General features: G+C 67.2%; 19 protein-coding genes and 3 tRNA genes. 8 read left to right on the forward strand and 14 right to left on the reverse strand.

Translation table 11 applies throughout. The annotated features are described in order from the left end of the window. Positions 1-228 precede the first annotated feature (228 nt). Positions 229-1,575 (forward strand): lysylphosphatidylglycerol synthase transmembrane domain-containing protein, encoded by a 1,347-nt coding sequence (locus tag H6A21_RS01810; protein ID WP_204559887.1) that lies wholly within the window; start codon positions 229-231, stop codon positions 1,573-1,575. On the opposite strand, the gene H6A21_RS01815 is transcribed toward H6A21_RS01810, so the two are convergent. From H6A21_RS01815 to H6A21_RS01825, 3 genes are all read right to left on the reverse strand, one after another. Continuing rightward, positions 1,572-1,985: a hypothetical protein gene (locus tag H6A21_RS01815; RefSeq protein WP_204559888.1), complete on the reverse strand. Its 414-nt coding sequence runs from the start codon at positions 1,983-1,985 to the stop codon at positions 1,572-1,574. The two genes, H6A21_RS01810 and H6A21_RS01815, sit on opposite strands and share 4 nt — an antisense overlap. 565 nt (positions 1,986-2,550) lie before the next feature. After that, positions 2,551-3,555, reverse strand: a complete 1,005-nt coding sequence (locus tag H6A21_RS01820) for a GGGtGRT protein (RefSeq protein WP_204559889.1) — start codon at positions 3,553-3,555, stop codon at positions 2,551-2,553. An 18-nt stretch (positions 3,556-3,573) separates the two neighbouring features. Next, on the reverse strand, positions 3,574-4,308 hold the full coding sequence (locus H6A21_RS01825) for an iron-sulfur cluster assembly scaffold protein (protein WP_204559890.1): 735 nt from the start codon (positions 4,306-4,308) through the stop codon (positions 3,574-3,576). Positions 4,309-4,600: 292 nt separating this feature from the next. On the opposite strand from H6A21_RS01825, the gene H6A21_RS01830 reads away from it, so the two are divergent. Further along, entirely contained in the window at positions 4,601-6,157 is a 1,557-nt protein-coding gene (locus H6A21_RS01830) for an FAD-dependent oxidoreductase (protein ID WP_204559891.1), read from the forward strand. Between the two features lie 111 nt (positions 6,158-6,268). Here H6A21_RS01830 and H6A21_RS01835 read toward each other — a convergent pair. The 3 genes from H6A21_RS01835 to H6A21_RS01845 form a co-directional block, all read right to left on the reverse strand. Then, positions 6,269-6,345 (reverse strand) — tRNA-Lys (locus H6A21_RS01835). A 31-nt stretch (positions 6,346-6,376) separates the two neighbouring features. Next, positions 6,377-6,453: transfer RNA gene (locus H6A21_RS01840), tRNA-Lys, on the reverse strand. 27 nt (positions 6,454-6,480) lie between these two features. Beyond that, positions 6,481-6,557, reverse strand: a tRNA-His gene (locus H6A21_RS01845). A gap of 520 nt (positions 6,558-7,077) precedes the next feature. Between H6A21_RS01845 and H6A21_RS01850 the strand changes: the two genes are divergently transcribed. Continuing rightward, positions 7,078-8,571, forward strand: a complete 1,494-nt coding sequence (locus H6A21_RS01850; RefSeq protein ID WP_204559892.1) for an S-layer homology domain-containing protein — start codon at positions 7,078-7,080, stop codon at positions 8,569-8,571. 145 nt (positions 8,572-8,716) lie between these two features. On the opposite strand, the gene H6A21_RS01855 is transcribed toward H6A21_RS01850, so the two are convergent. Further along, on the reverse strand, positions 8,717-9,190 hold the full coding sequence (locus tag H6A21_RS01855) for a VanZ family protein (RefSeq protein WP_239462569.1): 474 nt from the start codon (positions 9,188-9,190) through the stop codon (positions 8,717-8,719). A gap of 6 nt (positions 9,191-9,196) precedes the next feature. Continuing rightward, entirely contained in the window at positions 9,197-10,588 is a 1,392-nt protein-coding gene (locus H6A21_RS01860; RefSeq protein ID WP_204559893.1) for a hypothetical protein, read from the reverse strand. A gap of 325 nt (positions 10,589-10,913) precedes the next feature. On the opposite strand from H6A21_RS01860, the gene H6A21_RS01865 reads away from it, so the two are divergent. Continuing rightward, positions 10,914-11,690, forward strand: a complete 777-nt coding sequence (locus H6A21_RS01865) for an SDR family NAD(P)-dependent oxidoreductase (RefSeq protein WP_204559894.1) — start codon at positions 10,914-10,916, stop codon at positions 11,688-11,690. Positions 11,691-11,913: 223 nt separating this feature from the next. Here H6A21_RS01865 and rho read toward each other — a convergent pair whose 3' ends face one another. The 3 genes from rho to argS all read right to left on the reverse strand — a co-directional run bounded on the left by rho (position 11,914) and on the right by argS (position 17,157). Next, the gene (gene rho / locus H6A21_RS01870; protein ID WP_342636027.1) at positions 11,914-14,301 is read right to left on the reverse strand and encodes a transcription termination factor Rho; all 2,388 of its coding nucleotides are present in this window, start codon (positions 14,299-14,301) and stop codon (positions 11,914-11,916) included. Further along, positions 14,301-14,984, reverse strand: a complete 684-nt coding sequence (locus H6A21_RS01875) for a transaldolase family protein (RefSeq protein WP_204559895.1) — start codon at positions 14,982-14,984, stop codon at positions 14,301-14,303. Before H6A21_RS01875 ends, rho begins: the two co-directional genes overlap by 1 nt. 328 nt (positions 14,985-15,312) lie before the next feature. Continuing rightward, complete coding sequence (gene argS, locus H6A21_RS01880) at positions 15,313-17,157, reverse strand: arginine--tRNA ligase (protein WP_204559896.1); 1,845 nt, start codon at positions 17,155-17,157, stop codon at positions 15,313-15,315. Between the two features lie 419 nt (positions 17,158-17,576). Here argS and H6A21_RS01885 point away from each other — a divergent pair, with 419 nt between their 5' ends. Together H6A21_RS01885 and H6A21_RS01890 are read left to right on the forward strand one after the other, a co-directional pair. Beyond that, entirely contained in the window at positions 17,577-18,080 is a 504-nt protein-coding gene (locus H6A21_RS01885; protein ID WP_204559897.1) for a CarD family transcriptional regulator, read from the forward strand. 285 nt (positions 18,081-18,365) lie between these two features. Then, the gene (locus H6A21_RS01890; RefSeq protein WP_204559898.1) at positions 18,366-18,968 is read left to right on the forward strand and encodes an HD domain-containing protein; all 603 of its coding nucleotides are present in this window, start codon (positions 18,366-18,368) and stop codon (positions 18,966-18,968) included. Between the two features lie 96 nt (positions 18,969-19,064). On the opposite strand, the gene H6A21_RS01895 is transcribed toward H6A21_RS01890, so the two are convergent. Together H6A21_RS01895 and H6A21_RS01900 are read right to left on the reverse strand one after the other, a co-directional pair. Beyond that, positions 19,065-20,018 (reverse strand): carbohydrate kinase family protein, encoded by a 954-nt coding sequence (locus tag H6A21_RS01895; RefSeq protein ID WP_204559899.1) that lies wholly within the window; start codon positions 20,016-20,018, stop codon positions 19,065-19,067. Positions 20,019-20,244: 226 nt separating this feature from the next. Beyond that, positions 20,245-21,531 (reverse strand): glutamate-5-semialdehyde dehydrogenase, encoded by a 1,287-nt coding sequence (locus H6A21_RS01900; RefSeq protein WP_204559900.1) that lies wholly within the window; start codon positions 21,529-21,531, stop codon positions 20,245-20,247. Between the two features lie 329 nt (positions 21,532-21,860). Between H6A21_RS01900 and H6A21_RS01905 the strand changes: the two genes are divergently transcribed. Further along, the gene (locus tag H6A21_RS01905) at positions 21,861-22,754 is read left to right on the forward strand and encodes a Fic family protein (RefSeq protein ID WP_204559901.1); all 894 of its coding nucleotides are present in this window, start codon (positions 21,861-21,863) and stop codon (positions 22,752-22,754) included. Between the two features lie 405 nt (positions 22,755-23,159). Beyond that, entirely contained in the window at positions 23,160-24,578 is a 1,419-nt protein-coding gene (locus H6A21_RS01910; RefSeq protein WP_204559902.1) for an alpha/beta fold hydrolase, read from the forward strand. Positions 24,579-24,839: 261 nt separating this feature from the next. Here the strand turns inward: H6A21_RS01910 and proB are convergent, their stop codons facing one another. Further along, the gene (gene proB / locus H6A21_RS01915) at positions 24,840-25,964 is read right to left on the reverse strand and encodes a glutamate 5-kinase (RefSeq protein ID WP_204559903.1); all 1,125 of its coding nucleotides are present in this window, start codon (positions 25,962-25,964) and stop codon (positions 24,840-24,842) included. Positions 25,965-26,155 lie beyond the last annotated feature (191 nt).

The raw sequence follows: 26,155 nt of genomic DNA on the forward strand, positions 1-26,155 counted from the left end.
GATAGATGCGGGCGACAAACCCGCTGTCTATGCGCCGCCCTATGGAGCATCCCCTCATATACCAAGCGCTGGAACCGAGAGGGGCGTCCGGTGCCGAGGGGGGGCGGCTGGCGACAACGTGGGCCGCAGTCGCCTCGCTATTCATTCTGTAGGCTCGCTGTACTACATGGCGCGAAAACCGGCTTGCGGCTACACTGCTTTGGAGACATCGAATCAACGGGAGGCCGCATGGCGCAAGAGCACACAGGTGACACCGACACCGCGCGCCCCGGCGCCAAGGGGGCCGCATCCGCCGAGCCCCGTCGCGGCGGCGCGCCCAAGCTGCATGTCGGCAGCACCGATGCGGCACGCGACCGCGATGCCGATCGTTCCTCGATGAAGCAGGTCAGGATCACCTTCGTCTTCCTCGGCATCGTCGCCTTCATCTACGTGGGCTATCTTTTCATGAGCGGCCAGATCGACGACTTCTTCCGCGCCCTGGTGGGTGTCGACCTCGGCTGGATCGTCTCGGGTGTCGCCTGCTTCCTGTGTTATTACGTCTTCGGCGTCCTCGCCTACGCCGTGCTCGCCTCAACCGATCACGACTCCCCCGTCGGATTCCGTGACCTCATGAGTGTCGAGGCCTCCGGCGTCTTCTTCATGCGCCTCACCCCCGGCGGCGCGGGCGTCATCCCCTCGCAGATCTACCGCCTCACGCGCGCGGGCCTCTCGCTGACCGACGCCTCGGCGTTGCAGTTCGTCCGCTTCACGCTCTACGAGGCGGGCGAGGGCATCTTTGCCGGCCTCATGCTGCTATTCTGCGGCAGCTACTTCCTCGAAACGTTTGCCGACGTCAAGATCCTCGGTCTGAACGTGACCCTTATCGGCATCTTCATGTTCGCCTACAAGTTCGTGCAGGTGGGAGGTGTGCTGCTGCTCTGCCTGCTTCCCGGCCCGATCCAGAAGGTCGGCGGCGTGGCGCTGAAGATCGGCCGCGCGCTGCACATCCTGAACGCCACGCGCTACGAGAAGTTCCAAAACGTGCTCGACACCCAGGTGACCACGTTTTCCAGCGCCTTCCGTGCCGCCGCCCGGCACGGCCGCGCGCTCATCGCCGCCGAGATCATCACCCTGCTGCAGCTCGGGTGCATGTACGCCCTGCCCTATTTCGTCCTGCGCTCCTTCGGCCTCGAGGCGAACCTGCTCATCTGCCTTGCCTCCGGATCGATGGTCGAGCTGCTCGTGAACGCCATCCCCCTGCCCGGCGGCGCGGGCGGCGCCGAGGTCGGCTTCTCCTACCTGTTCGGCGGCATGTTCGGCTGGCACCTGTCTGCCGGCCTGGTCATCTGGCGCAGCATCGAATACCTGCTGCCGGTGCTCATCGCCGCGCCCTGCATGGGCATGCGCTCCACCACAAGCGAAAGCATCTACCGCCGCTGGACCCGTCGCTTCAGGAACCTGAAGCGCCTCTTCCGCGGCGGCAAGGGCGCGCTGGAGCGTCCCGCCGGCATCGAGTACCACCCGAAGCGCAAGCCTGTAGCATCGTCTTCGTCCGACAAAGATTCTAAGAGCGCGGAGGACACGCGCTCCTCTTAAGCGTCAGAGCCCTTGAGCGTAAAGCCCGTCAGTGCCCCCAGCAGCGTCGTTGCCCACGGAAGGATTGAGCTGCCGATTTGCCCTAACGCGAGCACAAGAACACCACGAACCTCGCCGGCAGGCAGCACCAAACATGTAGCATACAGCGCGATAGGCGCCACAAGCACTACCGCATCCGCAATCCGAACCAGTCGCCGGGCGCGCTCTCCCCTGCTCGATGCACCGAACAGCGAGGCGACAAACAGCGCCGATGAGAAGCAAAAGGCGGGACGGAACACGAGAAGTTGGAGCACCGAGGGAAACAGCCAGTAATGCACCGTCATCCAGTCGGTCAGCACAAGCTTGTACAACACCAGATAGACAAGCGAAATGACAGCGATGAGCGCCGAGACAAGACGAACGCGCCTCATGATGCACCTCCCGGTTCCTGTTGTCGGGATTATACCCGGGATTCCGCGTGCGCCCCATCCTCGTGCGTCCCCATCCACTCCAAGCCAAGCGACTGACACCAGGACTTTGAACCCGGACGATAACCCCTGATGCGCTACACACGGACGAACTGTAGAGCGTCAGTCTCACGACACCGCCCCAAACGCCACCAACCGTCAGCGCAGGCGTTCTGACAGAAGGTATTCGCAAGAACAACCGCATCCGAGAACGTGAAGGTGCCACTTTCGGTACTTTTTCAGAACCCTCCTGAGTAGACTTAGAAAACGGCCAAAACGATATAACCTTCTACCTGCAGGTTTGTTCTTTCAGCCTCAGCCAGATACGCCGTCTTCACCGAACGGCTCGAAAAAGTACTGAACGTGGCACCTTCTCGTTTTGGCGAGGTTGATCTCGCTGCGTCGGCATGGAAATTCGTCGTCCGAGGCCCTTCCTTGGGTCCGCCGGCCATGAAAAAAACCGCCCGGGCAGCGAGAGCTACCCGGGCGGCACGATGACAGCAGATGCCGTCAGCCAGTTGTCAATCGCTTACGCGTTCAGCGCGGCGTTGATCGCGACGGCGCAGGCGACGGTGGCACCGACCATGGGGTTGTTGCCCATGCCGATGAGGCCCATCATGTCGACGTGCGCAGGCACCGAGGAGGAGCCGGCGAACTGGGCGTCGGAGTGCATACGACCCATGGTGTCGGTCATGCCGTAGGAGGCGGGGCCGGCAGCCATGTTGTCCGGGTGCAGGGTACGGCCGGTACCGCCACCGGAGGCCACGGAGAAGTACTTCTTGCCGGCGGCCAGGCGCTCCTTCTTGTAGGTGCCCGCAACGGGGTGCTGGAAGCGCGTGGGGTTGGTGGAGTTACCGGTGATCGAGATGTCGACGTTCTCGTGCCACATGATGGCAACGCCCTCGCGGACGTCGTCGGCGCCGTAGCAGTTGACCTCGGCGCGCGGGCCGTCGGAGTACGGGATGGTCTCGACGATCTTGAGCTCGCCCGTGAAGTAATCGAACTGAGTCTTCACGTAGGTGAAGCCGTTGATGCGGGCGATGATCTGAGCGGCGTCCTTGCCGAGGCCGTTCAGGATGACACGCAGCGGCTTCTTGCGGGCCTTGTTGGCGTTCATAGCGATGCCGATAGCGCCCTCAGCGGCCGCGAAGGACTCGTGACCGGCCAAAAACGCGAAGCACTCGGTGTCGTCGCCGAGCAGCATGGCGCCCAGGTTGCCGTGGCCCAGACCGACCTTGCGGTCCTCGGCGACGGAGCCGGGCACGCAGAAGGCCTGCAGGCCCTCGCCGATGATAGCGGCGGCCTCAGAAGCGGTCTTGGCACCCTTCTTGATGGCGAGAGCGCAACCGAGGGTGTAGGCCCACTTGGCGTTCTCGAACGCGATGGACTGGACGCCTGCGACGATCTCGCGCGGGTCGATGCCCTTGTCCTGGCAGATCTGCAGAGCCTCCTCGAGGGAGGAGATGCCGTTCTCGGCGAGGCAGGCATTGATCTTGTCGATGCGGCGCTCGTAACCTTCGAAGCTAACAGCCATTGTTCTTTCCCTCCCTTTCTACTCGTGAACCGGGAACACGGACTCGACGGTGTGGGTCTCCTCGTCGGTACGAGGATCGATGTACTTGGCAGCGGCCTCCCACTGACCATAGTGACCCATAGCGCCAGCGATGGCGTCCTCAGGCGTGGCGCCCTTCTTGAGGGCGTCGGTGAACTTGCCGAGGTTCAGGAACTCGAACGCGATGATCTCGTTCTTGTCGTTGAGTGCCATGCGGGTGACATAGCCCTGGGCGAGCTCGAGGTAACGAGCGCCCTTGGCCTTGGTGCCGAACATGGTGCCGATCTGGGAGCGCAGGCCCTTGCCGAGGTCGTCGAGGGAGGAGCCCACGGGCAGGCCGCCCTCGGAGAACGCGGTCTGGCTGCGGCCGTACACGATCTGCAGGAAGATCTCGCGCATGGCGACGTTGATGGCGTCGCAGACGAGGTCCGTGTTCAGGGCCTCGAGGATGGTCTTACCGGGAAGGATCTCGGAGGCCATGGCCGCGGAATGGGTCATGCCCGAGCAACCGAGGGTCTCGACGAGGCACTCCTCGATGATGCCCTCCTTGACGTTCAGCGTGAGCTTGCAGGCGCCCTGCTGGGGAGCGCACCAACCAACACCGTGCGTGAGGCCGGAGATGTCGGAAATCTCCTTGGCCTGCACCCACTTGCCCTCCTCGGGGATGGGCGCGGGGCCGTGGTATGCGCCCTTGGCGACAGGGCACATGTTCTCCACTTCTGCTGTGTACTGCATGCCTCTCCTCTCTTTCGTGTTCAATCCCCATCGGCTCAAGGCGACCTGAAACCGACGGGGCACTGACATGCATATTCATTTTACCGCGAATACGGGCCGGCGAATTCGTGGAGAGGCGTCGAATTTGAGGCGGAAGGTCGGATTCCGGTCGGGGGCGCACGGCACCTGCGGCGACGCGGCCCGCCGCTCACGGGGCGGTGGGCGCCGCCGCGAGGTTCCCTGGCACCTTTCGCCCCCATTCGGGCACAATGGGAACCGGCAAGGACCGCCCCGACCGCAAAGGACCCACGCGATGCCCCATGACCACGACCGCATACGGACCGGCACCACCGACGTGCTCGTCATCGGATCCGGCATAGCGGGATGCTGCGCCGCCGTCGAGGCCGCGCGCGCCGGCGCGCGCGTGACCATCGCGTGCGCCGGCGCCCTCTTCTCGGGGTCGAGCTTCTTTCCGGGAACCTGGGGGCTGGGCCTGATCGGCCCTGTGGACGATGGGGACGCGGGGGACCTCGTCGACACCATCTGCCGGGTGGGCTGCGGCGCGGCGGACCGCGACCTCGCGGAAACGCTCGTCGACGGCATCCGGCCGTCCATGGCGTGGCTCGAGGGGCTCGGCGTGGAGCTCAAGCGGCCCCAAAGCGAGCGGTCGGCGCGCGAGGCCGCCTTCATCCCCTGCTTCGACCATAAAAGGCGCCTGTGGCGCGGGCTTACCCGCGACAGCATGCAGCGCGCCTTCGCCCGGGCCTTCGAGGGACTGGGCGTGCGCATCCTTGCGCGCTGCGAGCTCATGGACCTCATCGAGTCCGACGGGGACGCGGGGGCGCGCATCGTCGGCGCCGTGCTGCTCGACCGCGACGGAATGCGCTTTCTCGAGCTGGGCGCACGCGCCGTGGTGCTCGCGGCGGGCGGTACCGGCGGCCTGTTCGAGCGCAGCCTCACCTCGCGCGACGCTCTGAGCTCATCCCACGGCATCGCGCTCGCCCACGGATGCGGGCTCGTGAACATCGAGTTCATGCAGATGATGCCAGGGCTCATCGCGCCTAGGCGCGGCATCGTGTTCAACGAGAAGAGCTTCCGCTTCGCCCGTATGGACCCGCAGCCCGACGCGGACCTGCTCGAGATGCGCGCGACCTACGGCCCCTTCACCTGCCGCCTGCCGTCTTGCGCGATCGACCTCGCCATCGACCGCGCGGGGGCCGAGGGCCTGGCGGTGCGCTACCGCTTCCCCAAAGACGATGTTCCCGAGTTCGTGAGGACGTTTTGCGACTGGCTCGAGCGTGAGCAGGGCATAGCTCCTGACGAGGAGCTCCGCATCGCCATGTACGCGCACGCGGCCAACGGCGGCATACGCATCGACGCGGACGGCTTCACCGGGGTCGCCGGCCTGTACGCCGCCGGAGAGGTCTGCGGCGGCATGCACGGGGCGGACCGCATCGGCGGCCTGTCGAGCGCCAACGGCCTCGTGTACGGCAGGCGCGCGGGGCGCGCGGCGGCCGCGTGGGCGACGAGCGCGCCGGCGCCCGCCCGGGGAGCTTCCCGCGGCGTGCCAGCAGAGGGGCTGGACGACGAGGCGGCGCGCGCCCTCACCGCCCGCATGCGGCGAACCATGAGCGCGCACGCCATGATCTTCCGTACGGACACGGGCCTCGCGCAGGCGCTCGCCGACATCGATGCGATCGGCGGGGAGCTCGAGCGCAGAGGGGTACCCGCGTCGGGCGATGCGGCATCTGTCGGCCGTGCCATCCGCCTGCGCTCGCAGCTCACCCTCGCCCGGGCGATGCTTACCGCCATGCGCGAGCGCACCGCGAGCGCAGGATCGCACTACCGCGCAGACGAGCCGCGCCGATGACCGCCGGCACGAGGCCCCCGCCCGGCACACCCGTGCATGCCGGGCCGGGGCCTCGTGCATACGCTCGAGCGGCATGAAAAAAGCCCCGTTGCCGGGGCGTTAAATCGAAGATGGTGGACCGTCAGGGATTCGAACCCTGGACCTTGGGATTAAGAGTCCCCTGCTCTAGCCAGCTGAGCTAACGGTCCATATATGACCTCGTCGAGAGGAAAGCATGGATGGTGGACCGTCAGGGATTCGAACCCTGGACCTTGGGATTAAGAGTCCCCTGCTCTAGCCAGCTGAGCTAACGGTCCATGACATGCTGTGCGCAAGAGAGAGGATGGGGTGGGTAAAGGGACTCGAACCCTCGACCTACGGGACCACAACCCGTCGCTCTAGCCAACTGAGCTACACCCACCATGTGCCCCTCTTGCAAAGCGCTTGATTATTATGCACGCAGAACCGTGGCGATGCAAGCATCTTTTTCAAAAAAGTTCACGTGCTGCATACAGCACCCACCGATCCGCCCAAACACCCTGTTTTACCTGCTAGAACCTTTCCTTCTGCCGACATCTCGCCCAGCGCGGCGCGACGGACGTCCGCCCGACCTCGCCCGCAGCCGCAAGCCCGGCGCCGCCCGCACGTGCCGGGGGCGTACATTCATGGCCCGTGCCCAGACGAAGCGCGACGGAGGTCCGCCCGCACGCGCAGGGGTGCGGCCCGGGCGCCCCCTGCGCGCGCCTGCGCCCCGCGGGGCCCCGGCGACCGCCTCCCCACCCAAATTGGCGCCCATTCGGCGGTGCTGGACCCAACACTCCTTCGATATCGTGGGACATGGCAGGACAATACCCGACGATGCGCCGCCCCTGCCATGCGGGTCCGTCCATCGGCACGCCTGACCTCGCATGTCGCGCGCATCCACGACGAGAGGAGACGATATGGGAAAACGATTCCTTGCCGCCCTGGCGTGTATCGCCGCGATACTCGCCATGATCCCGTCGTTCGCCGTGGCGAACGATACCGCGGAGAAGACGTATCTCGCGCTGGGTGACAGCATCTCGACCGGATACGGGCTCGACGGCGAGGGCGCCGTCTCGTTCGTCAACATCTTCTCCGGCGAGAACGGTCTCACCGCAGACCCCACGTACGCGCGCGACGGCATGACCTCCTCCGAGCTCTGCGCCCTCATCGCCGATGAGGACGCGGCCGCGCGCGTGGCGGCGGCCGACGTCATCACCGTCACCGTCGGGAGCAACGACATGCTCGGCGCGCTGTACGGCTATGTCGCGAGCGCCTGGAGCGCCGCCAACCCCGACGCGCCCCTGACCGGCGACGAGATCCAGCAGATCCTCGCCGGCGACCGCGACCTGCAGACCAAGCTCGCCCTCATCGAGTTCGCGAGCGGGCAGCTTGCGACCTTCGCCGCCTCGGACGAGGCGAGCTCGGCGCTCGCGGAGCTCACCGCCAACCTGACGGCCGTCGTCACGGGCATCCGCACCCTCAACCCCGACGTGCGGCTGCTCGTCGCCAACCTGTACAACCCCTACGGCCATCTCGCGCAGAGCATGGCGGGAAGCGCCTGGGCGGAGACGGGCCTTGCCATCTCGGCCGGCTTCGACGCCGCCACGTCGGCCGTGAACGCCGTCATCGAGGCGGGCGCCGCCACGGGCACCTATGCGGTGGCCGACCTCCACACCGCGATCGCCGACGCCTCCGAGAACCCCTGCAACGCGGGCATCGAGATCGTCTCGTACGACCCGTCCGCCATCGACATCGACCTCGACTTCCACCCCAACGCCTACGGCCACGGCCTCATCGCCGATGAGTTCACCCGCGCGCTGCACCCCTCCTACGCCTATGCCGACGTCGAGCCCGGCGCCTGGTACGTCGACGCCATCGACTGGGCGATCGCGGCAGGCGTGCTCGGCGGGTACGGCGACGCCGGCGTGATGGGCCCCACAGACCCGCTCACCCGCGCCCAATTCGCCGAGATGCTCTGGCGCATCGCGCAGAAGCCCGAGGCGGACAGCTCCGTGCTCGAGGGCTTCGCCGACGTCGACCTCGACGCCTGGTATGTCGACTCCCTCTCCTGGGCGATCTCGATGGGCCTTCTCGGCGGCTACACCGACGGCTCCGGCCTCATGGCGCCCGACGCCGCGCTGACCCGCGAGCAGCTCGCGGTCGTGCTCGAGCGCCTCGCCGCCTCGAGCGGCCAGGACACCTCCGCGCGCGCCGACCTGAGCGCGTTCCCCGATGCCGACACCGTCTCCACGTGGGCCGTCGACGCCGTGTCCTGGGCGGTCGCGACCGGCGTCGTCCAGGGCGTCGAGACGCCCGACGGCACCCGCGTGCTCGCGCCGCTCAACACGACCCGTCGTGCGGAAGCGGCCGCGGTGCTCATGCGCATCATGACCGTCACCGACGTCGAGTAGCGTCTGTGAGATAGCGCCCGCGCGCATCTGAGCGAATCGACGGGCTGCAGCGGCGGCGCCCCCGGAAGGCGCCCGGCTGCAGCCCGTCTTCCGTGCGCATGGAAACCCGGCAGGGCGCGTCCCTTCGCGCCCTGCCGGCGCGCCCCTACGACGACTCCCGCCGACGCCGCAGGCGATAGAAGGCGCCCCGGATAAGGACGCCGGCAGCCGCGCCGCCACAGTCGAGCGCGACGTCGGTCACCTGGCCGGACCTACCCGGCACGAACAGCTGGATGCCCTCGTCGATCGAGGCGACCAGCACCAAGACGGCGGCGATCACCAGCGCGCGGCCGCCCGTGCGGCGCGCCCCCGGGTCGATCGCCTGCGACACCAGGACGCCGAGCGCGGCGTACTCCATCGCGTGGGCGCATTTGCGCACCGCGAAGTTCGTCACCCAGCCGCTGGCCAGCCCCAACGCATCGAGCGCCGAGCGCAGGCCGTCGACCACCGACAGGCTCAGCGCGGAGCTGCCGGTGCCGGGCACGAGCGACGCGCCCCAGATGCAGGCGACCATCGCGCAGGATGCGATGCAGAACGGCAGCGAGATGCCACCGGGCATATGGAAGGTTCGGCGGGCCAAGAGTGCTTACGCCTCGGCCGTATAGCGCGGCATGGCCATCGTGCCGCCCTGGATGACGCGCAGGTACTCGCGCCCCGTGGTACGCACGCTCTGCGAGGGGACGCGCCCGAGCTCCTCGTTCAGGATCTCGTTCACATGACTGTGCACGCCCGTGGCGTTTGCACCCTCGGCCAGAGCGCCCATGCGGGAGCGGGCGATGCCGTCAGTATCCTCGAGCATCGCGTCATACTCGAAGGAAGCGGGAATCTTGTCCAGACCGTCGAAGATCTTCTCGATGGGCTCGTCCTCCTCCGCCTTCGCAGGTGCGCTCGCGACCGGAGCGGGTGCGGGCGCGACCTCCTCGGCGAGGATGGCCAGCGCCTCAGCCCACATGCCCTCGTGACCGCTATAGTCGACCATGGGTGCCTCGACCTCGGTGACAGGTGCAGGCTCGGGCTCGGGCACCGACCCCGCTGTCGTCGCAGCGGGAACGGAAACGCTCGGCACGCGGGCACCGAGTGCGTTCGTATCGCCCGTACCGGCAGATTGGACGGCCTGCGGGACGGAGGCGGGTGCCTGCCCCATATCGAGAGAAATGGACGGCACGCTCGAGGCGGGCACCGCGGGCATGACACCGGAAGCCTGCGCCGTCGTCACGAAGACCGCCGGGACGACCGGTACCATGGGTACCGCCGTCGTGCTCGGCGACATGGCGGCACCAGGCGCCACGGCAGCGCGAGCGGCAGTGGCCTGCGCCTGCGCGCGGGCAGCAACCTGCTGGATGCGCATATAGGTCGCCGTCACTTCCGGCCCCGCCTGCGCCATCGGGCGCGCGGACGCGGTCTGCTGGGCGGGAGCGGTATACATCGACCCCATATCCATCGTGGCGGTCGTTTCCGCACCTTGGGCGGTCGCGCTTGTTCGGTATGCGGTCTGCGCGGTCGCGTCGGCACTCGCAGTGCCGCGCGCCATCTCCTCGAGGGCGATCTCGTAGATGTCCTTCGATTTCAGCGGGTCGCAGCTCACCGGAGAGTCGGACGTGAGCAGCGAGTCGATCTCGGCCCACGCCTCCGCCTCGGACAGCGCATCCTGGGCGCGCGCGATCACGGGCACGCCCTTCGGGGTGGCCTGACGGCTCGCGGCGAACGAGACGGGAGCCGTCGCGCGGGCGGACGAGCGCTCGGCTGCTGCAGCAGCGTATTCAGGCGAGGACACATGGTCGTCGATCGCCGTCGCGACCGCATGGATGCCCACGCCGATGATCGATCCGGCGGCAAGCGGCAGGATCACGGGCGCGATCGCCTCATGGACACCCTCGAACGGGATGGTGGCGGCGAACGCGACGGCGGAGAGGGCGATGCCGCCTCCGATCGAAAGCCCGGCTGTCAGAGCGCGATGCGTGTGCGTCGAAGAGTCCATATGCCGCTTCCTTCTGCTTCGGATACGTGTCCAACCGAGGCGCTGCCGACGCGAGAGCCGGCGCACCTGCACGCGTTCGCGGGAAACGAGGACTGTGAAGCGTGGGGGCCGAAACCCCCAGCAACGGATGTGGTTCGATTCATCTGCGTTTTCCGTCGCGACCGTTAGAGCTATTATGCGATAACGCCTGCATACATGCAATATCGACCCGCCGAGTGTCAACGACGCTTTGGGTCGATTCGCCGAGCGGCGCACCATCGGTTTTCTTACCCGTGTTTTGGGGAACAAGTCAAGCAGCATCACCGCGACACAAAGGAGATCAGCCATGCCCACTATCGCCATCGTCACCGGTGCCTCGTCCGGACTCGGCAAGGAGATCGTCCGCCGCATCGACCATGGCGAGGCGGGCTCCGTCGACGAGATCTGGGTCGTCGCCCGCAGGCCCGAGCGCCTCGACGCCCTCGTGCGCACCTGCTCGTGCACCGTGCGGCCGTTCTGCCTCGATCTCACCGACCCCGATTCGTTCGACATCTTGGAATCGGCGCTGCTGGAGACCCCTGCCGCGCGCGTGCGGCTTCTCGTCAACAATGCGGGCGCCGCTTCGTTCGGCGATTTCGCCGGTATCCCGCGCGACGAGGTGAGCCGCATGATGGCCCTGCTCATGCTCGCCCCCGTCGAACTCGCCTACCGCACGCTGCCGTTCATGCGCGCCGGCTCCCGCATCATCAACATCGCGAGCGTCGCGGCGTTCCTCCCCCAGCCGCGCCTCGCCGTGTACGCGGCCGCCAAGCGCTTCGTACTCGACTTCTCCCGCGCGCTCGACACCGAGCTGGGCGACATCGACATCCATGTCACCGCCGTGTGCCCCAAGTTCATGAAGACTGAGTTCCTCGACGCCCCGGGCGATGCCGGGTGCGCGCAGCGCATGACCCGCATCGGCTTCGACAACGTCGGGCACGTCGCTGAGGCCGCCCTCGCCGCCGCGCATGCCGGACGGAGCCTCTGCATCCCCTCGCTCGACATGAAGGCGCTCTATGCGGCAACCCGTGTCGTCCCCTACCGCGCCGCCATCGCCCTCGAGCGCGCACTGGGCATCCTCTAGATTGTCGAGGCGCCCCACCACGCCGCTTCCGTCCCTATCACGAACTTGCCAACAGTCTCGCTAACGCAAGCTCTTAGCGAGACATTTGACAAGTTCGTTATCGCGGGAGAGCTTCCGCCGTCAGCATTTCCGCAGACCCGCGCACAACGGATGAAACCGAACGAAGGCCGGCGCCCTCGGGACACCGGCCTTCGTGCATACAAAGCGATCTGGAAAGCGAAGCCTACATGGCCTCGGGATAGTCCGCAGCCTTCTTGGCGGTGCGGATGAGGAACTCCTCGTTGGAGTTCGTGCCCTTCAGGCCCTTGATGAAGGACGCTGCGGCGCGCTCGGTGTTGTTCATGCCGGCGAGCACGCGGCGGATGCCCCACACGAACGGGCGCATGTTCTCGGGGATGAGCAGGTCCTCGTTGCGCGTGCCGGAGGCGACCGGGTCGATGGCCGGGAAGATGCGGCGGTCGGCCAGGTCGCGGTCGAGCTTGAGCTCCATGTTGCCCGTTCCCTTGAACTCCTCGAAGATCACCTCGTCCATCTTGGAGCCGGTGTCCACGAGCGCGGAGGCCAGGATGGTGAGCGAGCCGCCGTTCTCGATGTTGCGCGCCGCGCCCAAAAAGCGCTTGGGCGGGTAGAGCGCCGCGGAGTCGACGCCGCCGGAAAGGATGCGACCCGAGGCGGGCGCAGCCAGGTTGTAGGCGCGAGCGAGACGCGTGATGGAATCGAGCACGACCACCACGTCACCGCCCATCTCGACGATGCGCTTGGCGCGCTCGATAACGAGCTCGGAGACGCGGGTGTGGTTGTCGGCGGGCATGTCGAACGTGGAGGCCACGACGTCGCCCTTGATGGAGCGCTCCATGTCCGTGACCTCCTCGGGGCGCTCGTCCACCAGTAGGCAGATGAGGTGCACCTCGGGATTGTTCACGGCGATGGATTGGCAGATGTGCTTGAGCACCGTCGTCTTGCCCGCCTTGGGCGGCGAGACGATCAGACCGCGCTGGCCCTTGCCGATGGGCGAGACGATATCGATGGCGCGGCCGGTGATGGAATCGCGACCGTGCTCCATCTTGAGCGGCTCGTTGGGGTAGATGGGCGTGAGCTCCGAGAACTTCGGGCGCGTGCGCATCTGCTCGGGATCGAGGCCGTTCACGGTGTGGATCTTGGCGAGGCCGGGGAACTTGTCGTTCGCACGGCTCGGCCTCAGCGTGCCGGAGATGAGGTCGCCCGGACGCAGGCGCGCCGCACGGATGAGGTTCGCGGGCACGAAGGCGTCGTCGCGGCTCGGCATGTAGCCGTGCGCGCGGATGTAGCCGAAGCCCTCGTTGGTGATATCGAGAATGCCCTCGATGTCGCGGAAGCCCTCGGCGCGCGCCGCGACCGTATAGACCTCCTCGACAAGCTCCGCCTTCTTCTTGCCGGTGGGGTCGATATCGAGCGAACGCGCCTTCTCGCGCAGCTCGGCAACCTTCATGCCGGAGAGCTCATCGCGCGACAGGCTCGGCTCGGTCGGCGCGTTGTAGCGGTTGTTGCGCTTGTTGTTGCGGCGATCGTTGCGGTCATTGCGATCGTTGCGGTTGTTGCGACGGTCCCGATCCTTGCGATCGCTACGGTCTCCGCGCTCGTCGCGGTTCTTGCGGCCGTCGCGCTCGCCGTGATCCTGCTCATGGCGCTGCGTCTGGCTGCGACGCTCGCGCTTCTCGCCCTCAGCCGCCTTGCCCTCAGCCTGCTTGATGCGCTCCTGGTCAGAGGCCTCGGCAGGCGCCTCGACAGCATCCTTCTCCGGTGCGCGTGCGGTCTCCTCGGAAGCCTCTGCCTGCTTGGCCTTGGCGCGACGACCGCGGCCGGGGCGAACATCCTGCGCCGCGGAAGCCTCGTCGGCAGCCTCGGCGGCTCCGCCCCCGGCGCGCTGCGCCGCTGCGGGTTCGGAGGTTGTGCCCTCTGCAGGCGCGGCAGCCGCCTGTTGCTGGGCGAGCAGAGCCGCAGCAGCTGCTGCAGCGGCGCGCTCGGCCTCGACGTAGGCCTTGGGCTTGCGTCCGCGGCGATGCGGGCGCAAGGCGGGATCGACCTTCGGAAGCGCAGCCAGCAGCTCAGGGGTCATACCCTCGGGCAGGGCAGCGGGAGCCGCAGCGGTCTCGGAGGCCTCGCGCTTCTTGCGCGTACGGGTGCGCTTCGGCGCCTCGGCAGCAGCGGGCTCAGACGTCGTCTCGGCAGCGGATGCGGCGGCCTCAAGCAGCTCGAGCGCATCTTCTGCAGCCCGACGCTGCTTGCGGGCGACCTGCGCCTGCGACACCTGGGCAAGCGCGCGAGCCTGGGCAACCTCGGGAGAGACCTCATGCTCGCCCGCATCCGCGCTCTTCGCCGCCGTGCGGCGGGCGCGGGTGCGGCGCGGGGCCTCTTCCCCATCCGCCGCCGGAGCGGAAGCGGCATCGGCCGCCTCCGCCTTCGGCTTGCGCGTCCGGCGCGTGCGCGGGGCCTTCGCCGCCGCCTCGTCGGACGCCTCGTTCAGCGGCGCGGCGGCAGGCGCCTGCGCACGCTTCTCTTCGGTGGCCTCCGGTGCCTGGGGCACCGGGGCCGCCGTCTCAATCGGGGTGATTTCGTTATGATCTTCAGCCACTATGCCTGCTCAACTACTTTCTTCCAGTCGGCCTCGAAGCTTGCGAGACCCTGATCAGTAAGGGGATGGCGCACGCACTTCTTGAGCGCCGCGAACGGCACGGTCGCGATGTCCGCGCCGAGCAGCGCCGCCTGCGTGACGTGGTTGGGGGTGCGCACCGAGGCGGTGATGATCTCGACCTCGCCGTCGACGTTCCTGCCGGCCCAGTCGTAGTTCTTCACGCAGGCCACGACGTCGGCGAGCTGGGAGATGCCGTCCTGCGCGATGTCGTCGAAGCGGCCGACGAACGGCGAGATGTAGCGGGCGCCGGCATTGGCGGCCAGCAGCGCCTGCGGGGCGGAGAACACGAGCGTCATGTTGATGCGGACGCCCTCGTCCGCGAGCGCGCGGCACGCGGCCAGACCGGCCTCGCAGACCGGCAGCTTGACGACGATGTTGGGGGCGAGGCCTGCCAGGCGGCGGCCCTCCTCGATCATGCCCTCGGCCGTGGTGGCGGTGGACTCGGCGGAGACGGGGAGCCCCTCGCAGAGCTCGGCGATCTTGAGCATGTGGGGCTCGAAATCGGCGAGTTTGCCGCCCGTGCGGGCGTACAGCGACGGGTTCGTGGTCACGCCTGCCAGGCAACCCCAGCTCTTCGCCTCGGCGATCTCGTCCAGATCAGCGGTGTCGATGAAGAATTTCATTCCCATACCTCCTTATAGGTTGCCGCGGCGCGGCATGTACACAAGATTGGAGAAAAGGATATCGCCCGCGTGACGAACGGCACACCGCCATGTCGGCGGCAGCGGCACAATGGGGCGTGCAACATGTATCGGGATATGCAAACAGATGCAAGGCAACTATACCACATTGGTAATCACGCGCCCCCATCTGCCAAAGCTGCCACGAAAACCCACGTGAACGGTAGCTCACCGGGACGCCAGCGGTTGCAGGCGAGCCGTCCGTCCGCCCGCGCATGAAAAAAGGACCCCGCCGGGCGGGGTCCTTTCGCGCTCATTTTCGCGAGGCGCGCTACATCTGCATCGGCGCGGAGACGCCGATGAGCGACAGCACGAGCTGCAGCACGGAGCGCACCGCGTCGCAGGCGGCAAGGCGCGCGCGGGTGAGCTCGGGGGCGATCGGACGGCCCTCGCTCGGCAGCACCTGGCAGGCAGCGTAGAAGCTGTGGAAGAGGCCGGCGAGCTCCTCGAGGTAGTGGGTGAGGCGGAACGGCGCGCGGTCGCGGGCGCAGCCGGCGATGAGGTCCTCGAGCTCGGAGAGCTTGCGGGCGAGCGCCAGCTCGGTCGGGTCGGTCAGCAGGCCGTAATCAACGTCGCTGCCGATAGCCTTCACCGCGACGGCCTCCATGCCCATAAGCTCGGCCTGCTCAGGCGTGACGCCGGCGGCGCGGCGCAGGATGGAGCAGATGCGGGCGTGCGCGTACTGCACGTAGTACACGGGGTTGGACTGGCTCTTCTCCTTGACGGCGTCGATGTCGAAGTCGATGGTCTGGTTGGAGGAGCGGGAGACGAGCGTGTAGCGGGCGGCGTCGGCGCCGACCTCGTCGATGAGCTCGCGGAACGTGATCATCGTGCCCTTGCGCTTGGACATGCGGACCGGCTTGCCGGAGCGCAGCAGGTTCACGAACTGGCCCAGCGGCACCTCGAACTGCCCGGGGTAGCCGAGCGCGTCGCAGACGGCCTTCACGCGGGCGATGTAGCCGTGGTGGTCGGCGCCCCAGATGTCGATGACGTGGTCGACGCGCTGGAACTTGTTCCAGTGGTAGGCGATGTCGGAGGAGAAGTAGGTGTAGTCGCCGTTGGACTTCTTGATGACGCGGTCCTTGTCGTCGCCGAAGGCGGTGGACTTGAACCACAGCGCGCCGTCATCGGTGGTGTAGAGGTAGCCCATCTCGTCGAGCTTGGCGTAGGCGCGCTCGACCGGCGAGGTGCCCGTCCAGTCCTTCTGGTACATGGTGCGTTCGCTCATCCAGACGTCGAAGTCGCAGCGGACGTCATGGCAGGTGTCACGCATGTCCTTGAGCATCTTCTGGTAGCCGCGCTCGCGGAACGACAGCATGCGCTCCTGGGGATCGGCGTCAACCCACTTGTCGCCATCGGACTTCCAGAAGGCAGCGGCCTCGTCAATGATGTAGGTGCCGCCGTAGGAGTCCTTGCCGAGATCGGCCGTGAACTCATCCATGTAGGGATGGCTGTCGGGACGCTCATCAAGCTCGTCCTGGACGTAGTTGTCGCGATCCTGGGCGAGGAAGTCGCGGGCGGCGTCGATGTCGCAGCCCTGCTTGGCCATGATGTCGGCGAGCTGCATGTAGCGCTTGGAAATGGAGTTGCCGAACGTGTTCATCTGGTTGCCGTGGTCGTTGATCCAGAACTCGCGCTCGATGTCGTAGCCGGCATGCTCCATGACGCGGCACATGGAGTCGCCGAGCGCCGCCCAGCGGCCGTGGCCCACGTGCATGGGGCCCACGGGGTTGGCGGAGACGAACTCGACCTGGGTCTTGAGGCCGCCGCCGACGTTGGACTTGGCGAAGTCCATACCCTGCTCGCGCGCCTCGGCGAACACGGAGTTCTTAGCGGCGACGGACAGGTAGAAGTTGATGAAGCCGGGGCCGGCGACCTCGACGCTGTCGATGACCTCGTCGGCGGGCATGTGGGCGCAGATGGCGTCGGCGATCTTGCGCGGGGCGCAGTGCGCGAGCTTCGCGGACTTCATCGCCATGGTGGACGTCCACTCGCCGTGAGAAGTGTCCGCCGGTCGCTCGATGCCGCAATCGTCCAGCTCGAACGCGGGAATCTCGCCCGCCTCGATCGCCGCAGCGAGGGCTGCGCGCACCAGCTCTTCGATCTTCTCAGGCATGGGTCCTCCTCCATGTAGGGTCTCGCCGCGCCCTTTGCGGCGAGCTGCAGGTATACACATGGCCCATACTCTAACACACCGCATCGGCAAACCCGACGGCCGTACACCCAACTGCGGCGATCATGGGAAAAAACCGCCTAAGACGGGGCGCCCAGACAACAAAAACCAAGGTTATCGACGGGTTGCGGGCGGTGGTACACGGGGCCGGGCAGACGCTGCGGACCCGCTTCGAGCTGCCCGAACGACCGCGCGCTCCCCTTGGGTGCGCCGGAGCACTTTATGCATCGAGCGCACGTGCCCAAAACCGACAGGACGGCCACCTACCTGCGCAAATGTGCTCAAAATGTGATGCACGCCAACAAACGCGCACGTACGCGTGGTATTCTTATCTTCGGTACAGCTTATGAGTTGGAGGCAGCATGTTCAGCATCGGAGAGCACGTTATCCACCCCGGCCAGGGCGTCTGCACGGTCATGGACTATGAGGACACGCCTTCGCCGATGATCGTTCTGGAAGCCAAATCGGGCCACGCGAAGACCCGTCTTCTCTACCCCGTCGCCCAGGCGGACCGTCTGCACACCATCATCTCCCGCGAGGAGGCCGAAGCCCTGATCGCCGATTACGGCGACCTGGAGTGCGACCCCTTCACGGAGCGCAACAGCTCGCTTGAGGAGAGCTATTTCAAGGGGCAGATCAAGCTCGGCGCGCCCGAGACGCTGCGCGTCGCCAAGACCATGCGCCGGCGCATCAACGACGCCGAGGCCCATGCGAAAAAGCCCAGCAGCTATTACCTGCGCGTGCTCAAGGAGGCGCGCCGCCGCTCCGTCGAGGAGATCGCCGTCGCGCTCGACGTGAGCGAGGAGGACGCCGACGCGCGCCTCCACGCCGCCGCCGTCGCCGCCGGCGAGATCTCCGACAACTGATATCCCAATTGTCCTCATCGGGGACGGGGTAGTTTGAGGACATCCGCCGCGCCGATCGCCGCAAGGAGCACCATCCGCCGAATACCGGCGCGCAGGCGCTGCCGTGTGGTACAGTACAGCCATGAAGCCTCCCCCTTCACCGGATGGGGGATCGAAGGTGTCCGGTCCCTGCCGTAGGTACGGCGCTCACGCGCTATAAGGCAGGGTCCCGGGCACCTTTTTGCATAATGTTCGCGGGCGCGGCGCGGGCGACGCCGCACCTGCAGCGACGGTTTGGAGGAAACCATGGCGGAAGCGCTTTCTGCGGGACTCAGCCGCGAGCAGGCATACGAGCTGCTCTGCGAGCACAACAAGGACCCCTTCCACATCGAGCACGCCGAGACGGTCGAGCAGACCATGCGCTACTTCGCGCGCGAGTACGACCCTGAAAACGAGGAGTTCTGGGGCATCGTCGGGCTTCTGCACGACCTCGACTGGGAGGAGCACAGCGACGACCCGATGAACCACACCATCTACGCCGCCAAGGACATCGAGGCGGCAGGCGGCACGCCCGAGCTCATCCGCGCCATCCAGACCCATACGAGCGACTTCAACACCACCCTTCCCCGCCCCGAGCTCATGATGGAGAAGATCCTGTTCGCCACCGAGGAGCTCACCGGGCTCATCGGCGCCGCCGTGGTGATGCGCCCCTCCAAGAGCGTCATGGACTTCAACGTGAAGTCGCTGAAGAAGAAGTTCAAGGACAAGCGCTTCGCCGCCGGCGTGAACCGCGACGTGATCCGCGAGGGCGCCGACATGCTCGGATGGGACCTCGACGAGCTGTTCGCCCGCACGATCGAGGCCATGCAGTCCTTCGCCCCCGACCGCGACACCTTCGCCCAGGAATAGCCGGACCCCTCTGGGCACCATATCGAAAAGAAGGCCGCGCCGCGAACCCCATGGGATTCGCGGCGCGGCCGTTATTCATACGGGATATGATGCGCGCTATGCGCCGAGCAGCTCGAGCACCGTCGCGCGCGCAGGCATCGAGGGGATGCCGCCGCGGCCGCGCACGCACAGCGACGCCACGGCGTTGCCCATACGGGCGAAATTGGCCGCATCGTCCAGGGTCACCTGGGCAGCCGTGAGCCCGCTCTCGAGGAACGCCGCCAGAAAACCGCCCCAGAACGAATCGCCGGCACCGGTCGTGTCCACGACCTCGGCCGGGAAGCCCGGCACCTCGCGCGTGCCCTCGCGGGTCGCCACCAGCGCGCCCGACCCGCCGAGCGTCACCGCGACGACCTTCGGGCCGCGCTCAAGGAGCACGCGAGCCGCCGCGACCGGGTCGCTCTCGCCTGTCATGAGCCCGCACTCCTCGTCGGAGATCTTCATGAGGTCTATGCTGGAGACGATGCTGCGCATGTGCTCGCAGGCGACCTCCACGGACGGCCAGAGGTTCGCGCGGTAGTTGGGATCATAGGACAGCGTGCACCCCGCATCGCGGGCGCAGGCGATGGCCTCGAGCGTGGCGGAACGCGCCGGCTCATCGGTGAGCGACAGCGAGCCCACATGGAAGACCCTCGAGTCCGCGATGACATCGCGCGCGAGCTCACCGGGCTCGATCTGGGTGTCGGCGCCCGGCTTGCGGGCGAAGGAGAACGTCCGCTCGCCGGTGGGCGCGAGCGCCACGAACGCGAGGGTCGTGAAGTACTTCGGGTCGCTGATGAGACCCGTGCAGTCGATGCCCTCGCCCTCGAGCACCCCGCGCAAGAAGTCGCCGTGCATGTCGCAGCCGACCTTGCCGATGAAGGCGGTGCTGTGCCCCAGGTGCTGGAGCGCCACGAGCACGTTGGCCGGCGCGCCGCCCGGGTTGCGCTCGAACAGCGACATGCCGCCCTCCGAGGCCCCCGCCTCGGTGAAATCGATCAGAACCTCGCCCAACGCCGTCACGTCGTACATGGTGCCTGCCTTCCGCAAAGAGATGTGATATCGATACCACCATAATAACCGTCAACGAGGGCAACTGATATGAGCATATGCGTCATGTATGCATCGGGGCCTGGATGCGCAGGAAGCTTCCGCAAGGGGCGTAACGCACGCGGCCCTCCGACCCCCGAAGAGGTCGAAGGGCCGGCAGATGACACAGCCAGACGCGCTCACGCGCGCAGCGCGTGCGTCGTAACCCCTAGGGGCGGACCTGGCCGCACCCGCGGATGACGTACTTGTAGGTCGTGAGCGCCTCGGCGGCAAAGGGCCCGCGCGCATGCAGCTTCTGCGTGGAGATGCCGATCTCGGCACCCAGGCCGAACTCGCCGCCATCGGTGAAGCGGGTGCTCGCGTTCGCATACACCGAGCTCGCGTCCACCTCGCGCAAGAAGCGCTCGCATGCCTGCTCATCTTCGGCGACGATGGCCTCGGAGTGCATGGTGCCGAAGCGGTTGATGTGGGCGATGGCCTCGTCGAGCCCGCTCACGCACTTCGCGGAGATCTCCATCGCCAAATACTCGCGACCCCAGTCCTCCTCGGTGGCGGGAACGAAGGCCGACCCCTCCTCGAGCCCGAGCTCGCGACAGATGGCGCACACCGTCTCGTCACCATGGACGAGCACACCGGCGTCCGTGAGCTCGCGAAACATACCGGGCAGAAACGCGGGAGCCACGGCCTGGTCCACCAGCAGCGACTCGCAGGCGTTGCACACACCCACGCGCTGCGTCTTCGCGTTCATGACAATAGCGCGCGCCTTATCGAAGTCGGCGCTTTCGTGCACGTAGATATGGCAGTTGCCCGTGCCCGTCTCGATCACCGGCACGAGCGACTCGCGCACGCAGCGCTGGATGAGGCCCGCGCCGCCGCGGGGGATGAGCACGTCGACGACGCCACGCAGGCTCATGAGGACACCGGTCGCCGCGCGGTCGGTCGTCTCGATGATGCTCACGGCCGCGCGCGGGAAGCCGGAGGCCTCGACCGCGTCGGCGAGCGCGTGCGCGATCGCCACGCAGGAGCGCTGGGCGAGCGAGCCGCCGCGCAGGATGCAGGCGTTGCCGGTGCGGATGCAGATGCCCGCGGCGTCGGCGGTCACGTTCGGACGCGCCTCGTACACCATCGCCACGAGCCCGAGCGGCACGCTCACGCGCGTGAGGTCGAGCCCCTGGTCGATCGTGCGGTGCTCGAGCACGCGTCCCACCGGATCGGGCAGGTCGGCGAGCTTATCGAGGCCGGCCGCCATGCCCTCAATACGCGCGGGCGTGAGCAGCAAGCGGTCGAGCAGCCCCTCGCTCGTGCCCGCCTGACGGGCAGCCTCCATATCCTCGGCGTTCGCCGCCAGGATGTTGTCTTCGTGCTCCCGCAGCGCCTGCGCCATCGCGCGCACCGCCGCCTGCCGCGCCTCGTCGGACGCGAACCCCAGCGGGCGCGACGCCTCCTTGGCCGCACGCGCGAGCTCTTCCACATAGGTCTTGATATCCTGCGCCATGCCGGCACCTCCTTGGTAATTCTTTTGCCCCCATCCTACCCGAAAACGGCAGTAATGAGGACAGGTCCCGCTGTTCGACACGACGCTCATCCACGCCCGCGGGGCCGCACGGGCGGTGCCGAACGGTTTATGCGGCAAACGGAGCAGGCGGGCGGGAACGGGCCCGCTTTATCCCGTTTCCGCTTGCGCCGAGTATATGGGCGGCGGGCACGGCTTGCCATCTCATGTGGGCGAGATACTGCCCCGGAGTTCCGTTATCGGCAGATTATACGGGTGTAACATGTAACTCATGAGTCTCTTTTTTTGCCGATAACGGAAGGTGGTGCACGATGGCCCTTACAGTTGCGGAAATGGCGCGACGCTGGGGTGTTTCCGAGCGCACGGTTCGCGCCTACTGCGCCGAGGGGCGCATCCCCGGCGCCGAACTGATCGGCAAAACCTGGGCGATTCCCGAGGATGCCGAGAAGCCCGCGCGCAGGCCGCGCTCCTCCTCGCGAAGGCGCACACTGCTGGAAGCGCTTCGCGAGGAAAAGGACTCGGGCATGCCCGGTGGCATCTATCATCACATACAGATCGAGCTGACGTACAACTCGAACCACATCGAGGGGAGCCGGCTTTCGCACGAGCAGACCCGTTTCATCTTCGAGACCAACACGCTCGGTGTTACCGAATCGGTGCGGGTCGACGACATCGTAGAGACGGCGAACCATTTCCGCTGCATCGACATGGTCATCGATGCCGCCAACCGGCGCTTGAGCGAGCGCATGATCAAGAGCCTCCACGCCCAGCTCAAGCAGGGGACAACGGACAGCCGCAAGAGTTGGTTTGCGGTAGGCGACTACAAACGGCTGCCCAACGAGGTGGGCGGGCGTGAGACGACGCCCCCCGAACACGTCGCGTGGGACATGTCGCGCCTCATCGCCGCATATGAGGCGAAGTCGGTCAAGACGTTCGAGGATATCGTCGCTTTCCACAAGGCGTTCGAGGCCATTCATCCCTTTCAAGACGGCAACGGTCGCGTCGGGCGCCTCGTGATGTTCAAGGAATGCCTCCGCTGCGGTGTCACGCCGTTCATCATCACTGACGAGATGAAGCTTTTCTACTATCGCGGCCTGTCCCAGTGGAATCATGAGCCGGGCTACCTGCTCGACACGTGCCGCGCGGCACAGGACGCCTTCGGCGAGCTCCTTGCGCGCTTTCGCATCGAGCCGGCTGCGGGCTGAGGAGTCCTGCGGAAGCCGTTTCACCCCGTTATGACCGTAAACCTCCCCTTCCTCGCTTAGGCGCTTGCCCTCTATGCCGGCACGCCGTGGACGTGCCCTGCGCGCCATCGTTGACGAGGGGTCCATGTGCTGCCCAGACTTCTCGGTCGGCCGCCTTGAGACGCGCTACGATGTTGAGCAGGTCTTGCGCACCGCGTTCTTCCCCAACCGTTCGGGGGCGCCTGACGATGCCTTTGCCTACGCGCCCTGCCCCGGCGCGTCAGAGGCGCACGCGCGTGCTGCTTGACGTGATGACCCCGGCGCTCGTGGGGTGAACGGGAACGGGTTCGCCTCAACCCGTTTTTGCGAGCACCAAGCGTCATCATGGTGAGAGACCGCATCCCACACGCTTCCCGAGGAGGGTTCATGACCAAACTTGCCAGCTATTTCGTTCCCGGCCTGTACGTGGAGGACCACAGCATCGACGTGCCGCTCGATTGGCGCGGGCTCGAGCCGGCGCTGCTCGCCATGGGCCTCACTATGCGCGCCGGCGCCTTTCCCGACCCCATCTGCGGCGTACCGGAGAGCATGAAGCTGTTCTATCGCGTGGTCTGCGCACCGGAGCACGTCAACGACGACCTGCCGCTGCTCGTCTTCTTCCAAGGCGGACCGGGTGGCGCCTGTCCGCGGCCCCTGTCGCCTGCAAGCGACGGCTGGATCGCCGAGGCCATCAAGCACTATCGCGTCGTCCTGCCCGACCAGCGCGGTGTGGGCCGCAGCTCGCGGGTGAGCGCACGCAGCATCGCCGCGCTCGGGCAGCGCGCCCGCACGGCGGGCGCCGATCCCGCACGCGCCCAGGCCGATTTCCTGAAGCGCCTGCTCGCCGGCTCGATCGTGCGCGACTTCGAGTACCTGCGCCTGACTGAGTTCGAGGGCAGGCCCTGGACCACGCTCGGCCAGAGCTACGGCGGCTTCATCACGCTCGCCTACCTGTCGCTGTTCCCCGAGGCCATCACCGCGAGCTTCACCTGCGGCGGCATCCCGCACGTCCCCGCCAGCGCCGCCGAGGTCTATGCGCACACGTTCCCGCGCATGGCCGAGAAGACCCGCCGTTACTACGAGCGCTACCCCGACGACGTCGAGCGCGTGGCCGCCGTGGCCGACCTCGTGGAGGCAGGCGGCATCGACCTTCCCGACGGCAGCCCGCTGACCGTCGAGCACCTCCAGCTGCTGGGTTCGGACTTCGGTATGAAGCCGAGCTTCGAGCGCATGCACTGGCTCTTCGACACCGCCTTCGAAGACGGCGACGGGAACGTGGACACCGAGCCGCACCTCTCAGACGCTTTCCTTATGGGCGTGCTTGACCGCACGACCACGCGCGCGAACCCGCTCTACTGGGTGCTCCAGGAGTTCATCTACGCCGACGGCTCCGTTGCGCCCATCGGCTGGGCGGCTGCGACCGAGAAGGCCCATCGCCCCGAATTCGACGGCCTCGCCCGCCCGCTGCTGTTCACCGGCGAGGCGTGCTTCCCGTGGATGTTCACGCAGATGCCCGAGCTCGCCCCCTTCGCCGAGGCCATGGACCTCCTCATGGCGGACACCGACTTCGATCGCATCTACGACCCGGTGCGCCTGGCGGCAAACGAGGTCCCGCTGCACGCGGCGGTCTATTTCGACGACATGTACGTCGACGCGGGCCTGCAGCTCGACACGCTCTCGCGTGTGGGAAACGCGCATCCTTGGGTCACCAACGAGTTCGAGCACGACGGCCTGCACGGCGACACCGTGTTCCGCACGCTCTACGAGCAGGCGCGCGACGCCGGCCATCTCATGGCACGCGCATAGGCAGCCGGCGGCCGCATGGCGAAGCAGCCCGGTCGCCCGTCCGCCTGCCCGCAGCCCCTCAACCGCATGCGAGCGGGGCGATGGACACCCCGCTCGCCCCATCCGCACCTAAGCGCGACAGACGGCCGGCACAGCAGCGCCTCGGCGCATCCGGATCGCACCGGTTGCGCCAAGGGCGCGTCTTTCGCGAATCTATGCCCGGCTCCCGGCGGCGCGGCAGCGGGCCGCGGAGCAACCAGGCCGCGTCGCCTCGCGCCCGCCCTACGCGAAGACGATCAGCTCGTCGCGATGGATGGCGGGCTTGCCCGCAAGCGCCGCGAGCAGGCGGTTCGCCGCGATCTCGTCCTGATGGCGACCGGCGGCGAGCTTGAGCTCGTCCGAGCCCGCCTGCGCGAGGCCGCGCGCGATGGTAAGGCCGTCCGGGTCGCGCACGTCGAGCGTCGCACCGGCGGTGAACTCGCCCTCCACCTTCGTGATGCCCACGGGCAAAAGCGACGACCCGCGGCGCACCAGCGCCTCGGCGGCACCGGCATCCACCGTCACCGTGCCGTGCGCAGCGTCGCCCAAAGCGATCCAGAGCTTCCTCGGCGCGATCTCGCAGCGTCCCGCCGGCGGCACGAACAGCGTTCCCACCGACTCCCCCGCCGCCAGGCGCGACAGCGCGCGCTCCTCGGCGCCGCTGCAGATCACGCTCGCGATGCCCGCCGTCATGAGGATGCGGCTCGCGCGGATCTTCGTGATCATGCCGCCCGTGCCCACCGCCGACGACGAGTCGCCCGCCGACGCGATGATGGCGGCATCGATCCTCTCCACGCGCGGGATGAAGCGCGCGTCAGGGTCCTCCATGGGATTCGCCGTGTACAGCCCGTCGATATCCGACAGCGTCACGCACAGGTCCGCCGACACGAGGCAGCTCACGAGCGCGGCGAGCGTGTCGTTGTCGCCGAAGCGGATCTCGTCGACCGTGACGGTGTCGTTCTCGTTGACGACCGGCACCACGCCGAGTTCCACCAGGCGCATGAGCGTGTCGCGCGCGTGCAGGTACGACGAGCGATGCGCCGTATCGTAGCGCGTGAGCAGCACGAGCGAGGTCAGCAGGTCGCGAGCGCGGAACTCCTCGTCGTAGACGGCCGAGAGCACGCACTGCCCCACCGAGGCGCACGCCTGCAGGCTCGGCATGTCGGTCGGGCGCGCGGCGAAGCCGAGCACCGGCGCGCCGCACGCGATGGCGCCCGAGCTCACGACCACCAGGCGCCAACCCATCGCGCGCAGGCGCCGCGCCTCATCCGCAAGGCCCGCGATGAACGAGCGCCGAAGCGCCCGATCGGGTCCCACGAGCGTCGAGGAGCCGATCTTCACGACCATGGTCTTATAGTCGGTGGCCATAAGCTTGATGCCTTTCGCACGAGATGTTCCGTTCAAGCCGCGCCGCGCACGAACGCGCGGCGAAAAAAGGGCCGCGACGCCTCGCGCCACGGCCCGCCTATCGTATCAAAGCGCATGCGGCACGTGCCGCCGATGCGCCGCGCGGCACCATCTCTGCATGCCGCGTCAGCGCTTCCCGTCCGCGCAGCCGC

The organism is Collinsella tanakaei (assembly GCF_016902615.1).
GTDB classification, from domain to species: Bacteria; Actinomycetota; Coriobacteriia; order Coriobacteriales; family Coriobacteriaceae; genus Collinsella; species Collinsella tanakaei_A.

Bases quoted from the DNA above. Each gene is read 5' to 3' on its own strand.
- H6A21_RS01865 (WP_204559894.1), top strand. From the start codon at position 10,914: ATGCCCACTATCGCCATCGTCACCGGTGCCTCGTCCGGACTCGGCAAG.
- H6A21_RS01905 (WP_204559901.1), top strand. From the start codon at position 21,861: ATGGCCCTTACAGTTGCGGAAATGGCGCGACGCTGGGGTGTTTCCGAG.
- H6A21_RS01850 (WP_204559892.1), top strand. From the start codon at position 7,078: ATGGGAAAACGATTCCTTGCCGCCCTGGCGTGTATCGCCGCGATACTC.
- H6A21_RS01810 (WP_204559887.1), top strand. From the start codon at position 229: ATGGCGCAAGAGCACACAGGTGACACCGACACCGCGCGCCCCGGCGCC.
- H6A21_RS01815 (WP_204559888.1), bottom strand. From the start codon at position 1,985: ATGAGGCGCGTTCGTCTTGTCTCGGCGCTCATCGCTGTCATTTCGCTT.
- H6A21_RS01900 (WP_204559900.1), bottom strand. From the start codon at position 21,531: ATGGCGCAGGATATCAAGACCTATGTGGAAGAGCTCGCGCGTGCGGCC.
- H6A21_RS01860 (WP_204559893.1), bottom strand. From the start codon at position 10,588: ATGGACTCTTCGACGCACACGCATCGCGCTCTGACAGCCGGGCTTTCG.
- H6A21_RS01885 (WP_204559897.1), top strand. From the start codon at position 17,577: ATGTTCAGCATCGGAGAGCACGTTATCCACCCCGGCCAGGGCGTCTGC.
- H6A21_RS01895 (WP_204559899.1), bottom strand. From the start codon at position 20,018: ATGTACGACGTGACGGCGTTGGGCGAGGTTCTGATCGATTTCACCGAG.
- H6A21_RS01875 (WP_204559895.1), bottom strand. From the start codon at position 14,984: ATGAAATTCTTCATCGACACCGCTGATCTGGACGAGATCGCCGAGGCG.
- H6A21_RS01820 (WP_204559889.1), bottom strand. From the start codon at position 3,555: ATGGCTGTTAGCTTCGAAGGTTACGAGCGCCGCATCGACAAGATCAAT.
- argS (WP_204559896.1), bottom strand. From the start codon at position 17,157: ATGCCTGAGAAGATCGAAGAGCTGGTGCGCGCAGCCCTCGCTGCGGCG.
- H6A21_RS01830 (WP_204559891.1), top strand. From the start codon at position 4,601: ATGCCCCATGACCACGACCGCATACGGACCGGCACCACCGACGTGCTC.
- H6A21_RS01890 (WP_204559898.1), top strand. From the start codon at position 18,366: ATGGCGGAAGCGCTTTCTGCGGGACTCAGCCGCGAGCAGGCATACGAG.
- H6A21_RS01910 (WP_204559902.1), top strand. From the start codon at position 23,160: ATGACCAAACTTGCCAGCTATTTCGTTCCCGGCCTGTACGTGGAGGAC.
- H6A21_RS01825 (WP_204559890.1), bottom strand. From the start codon at position 4,308: ATGCAGTACACAGCAGAAGTGGAGAACATGTGCCCTGTCGCCAAGGGC.
- proB (WP_204559903.1), bottom strand. From the start codon at position 25,964: ATGGCCACCGACTATAAGACCATGGTCGTGAAGATCGGCTCCTCGACG.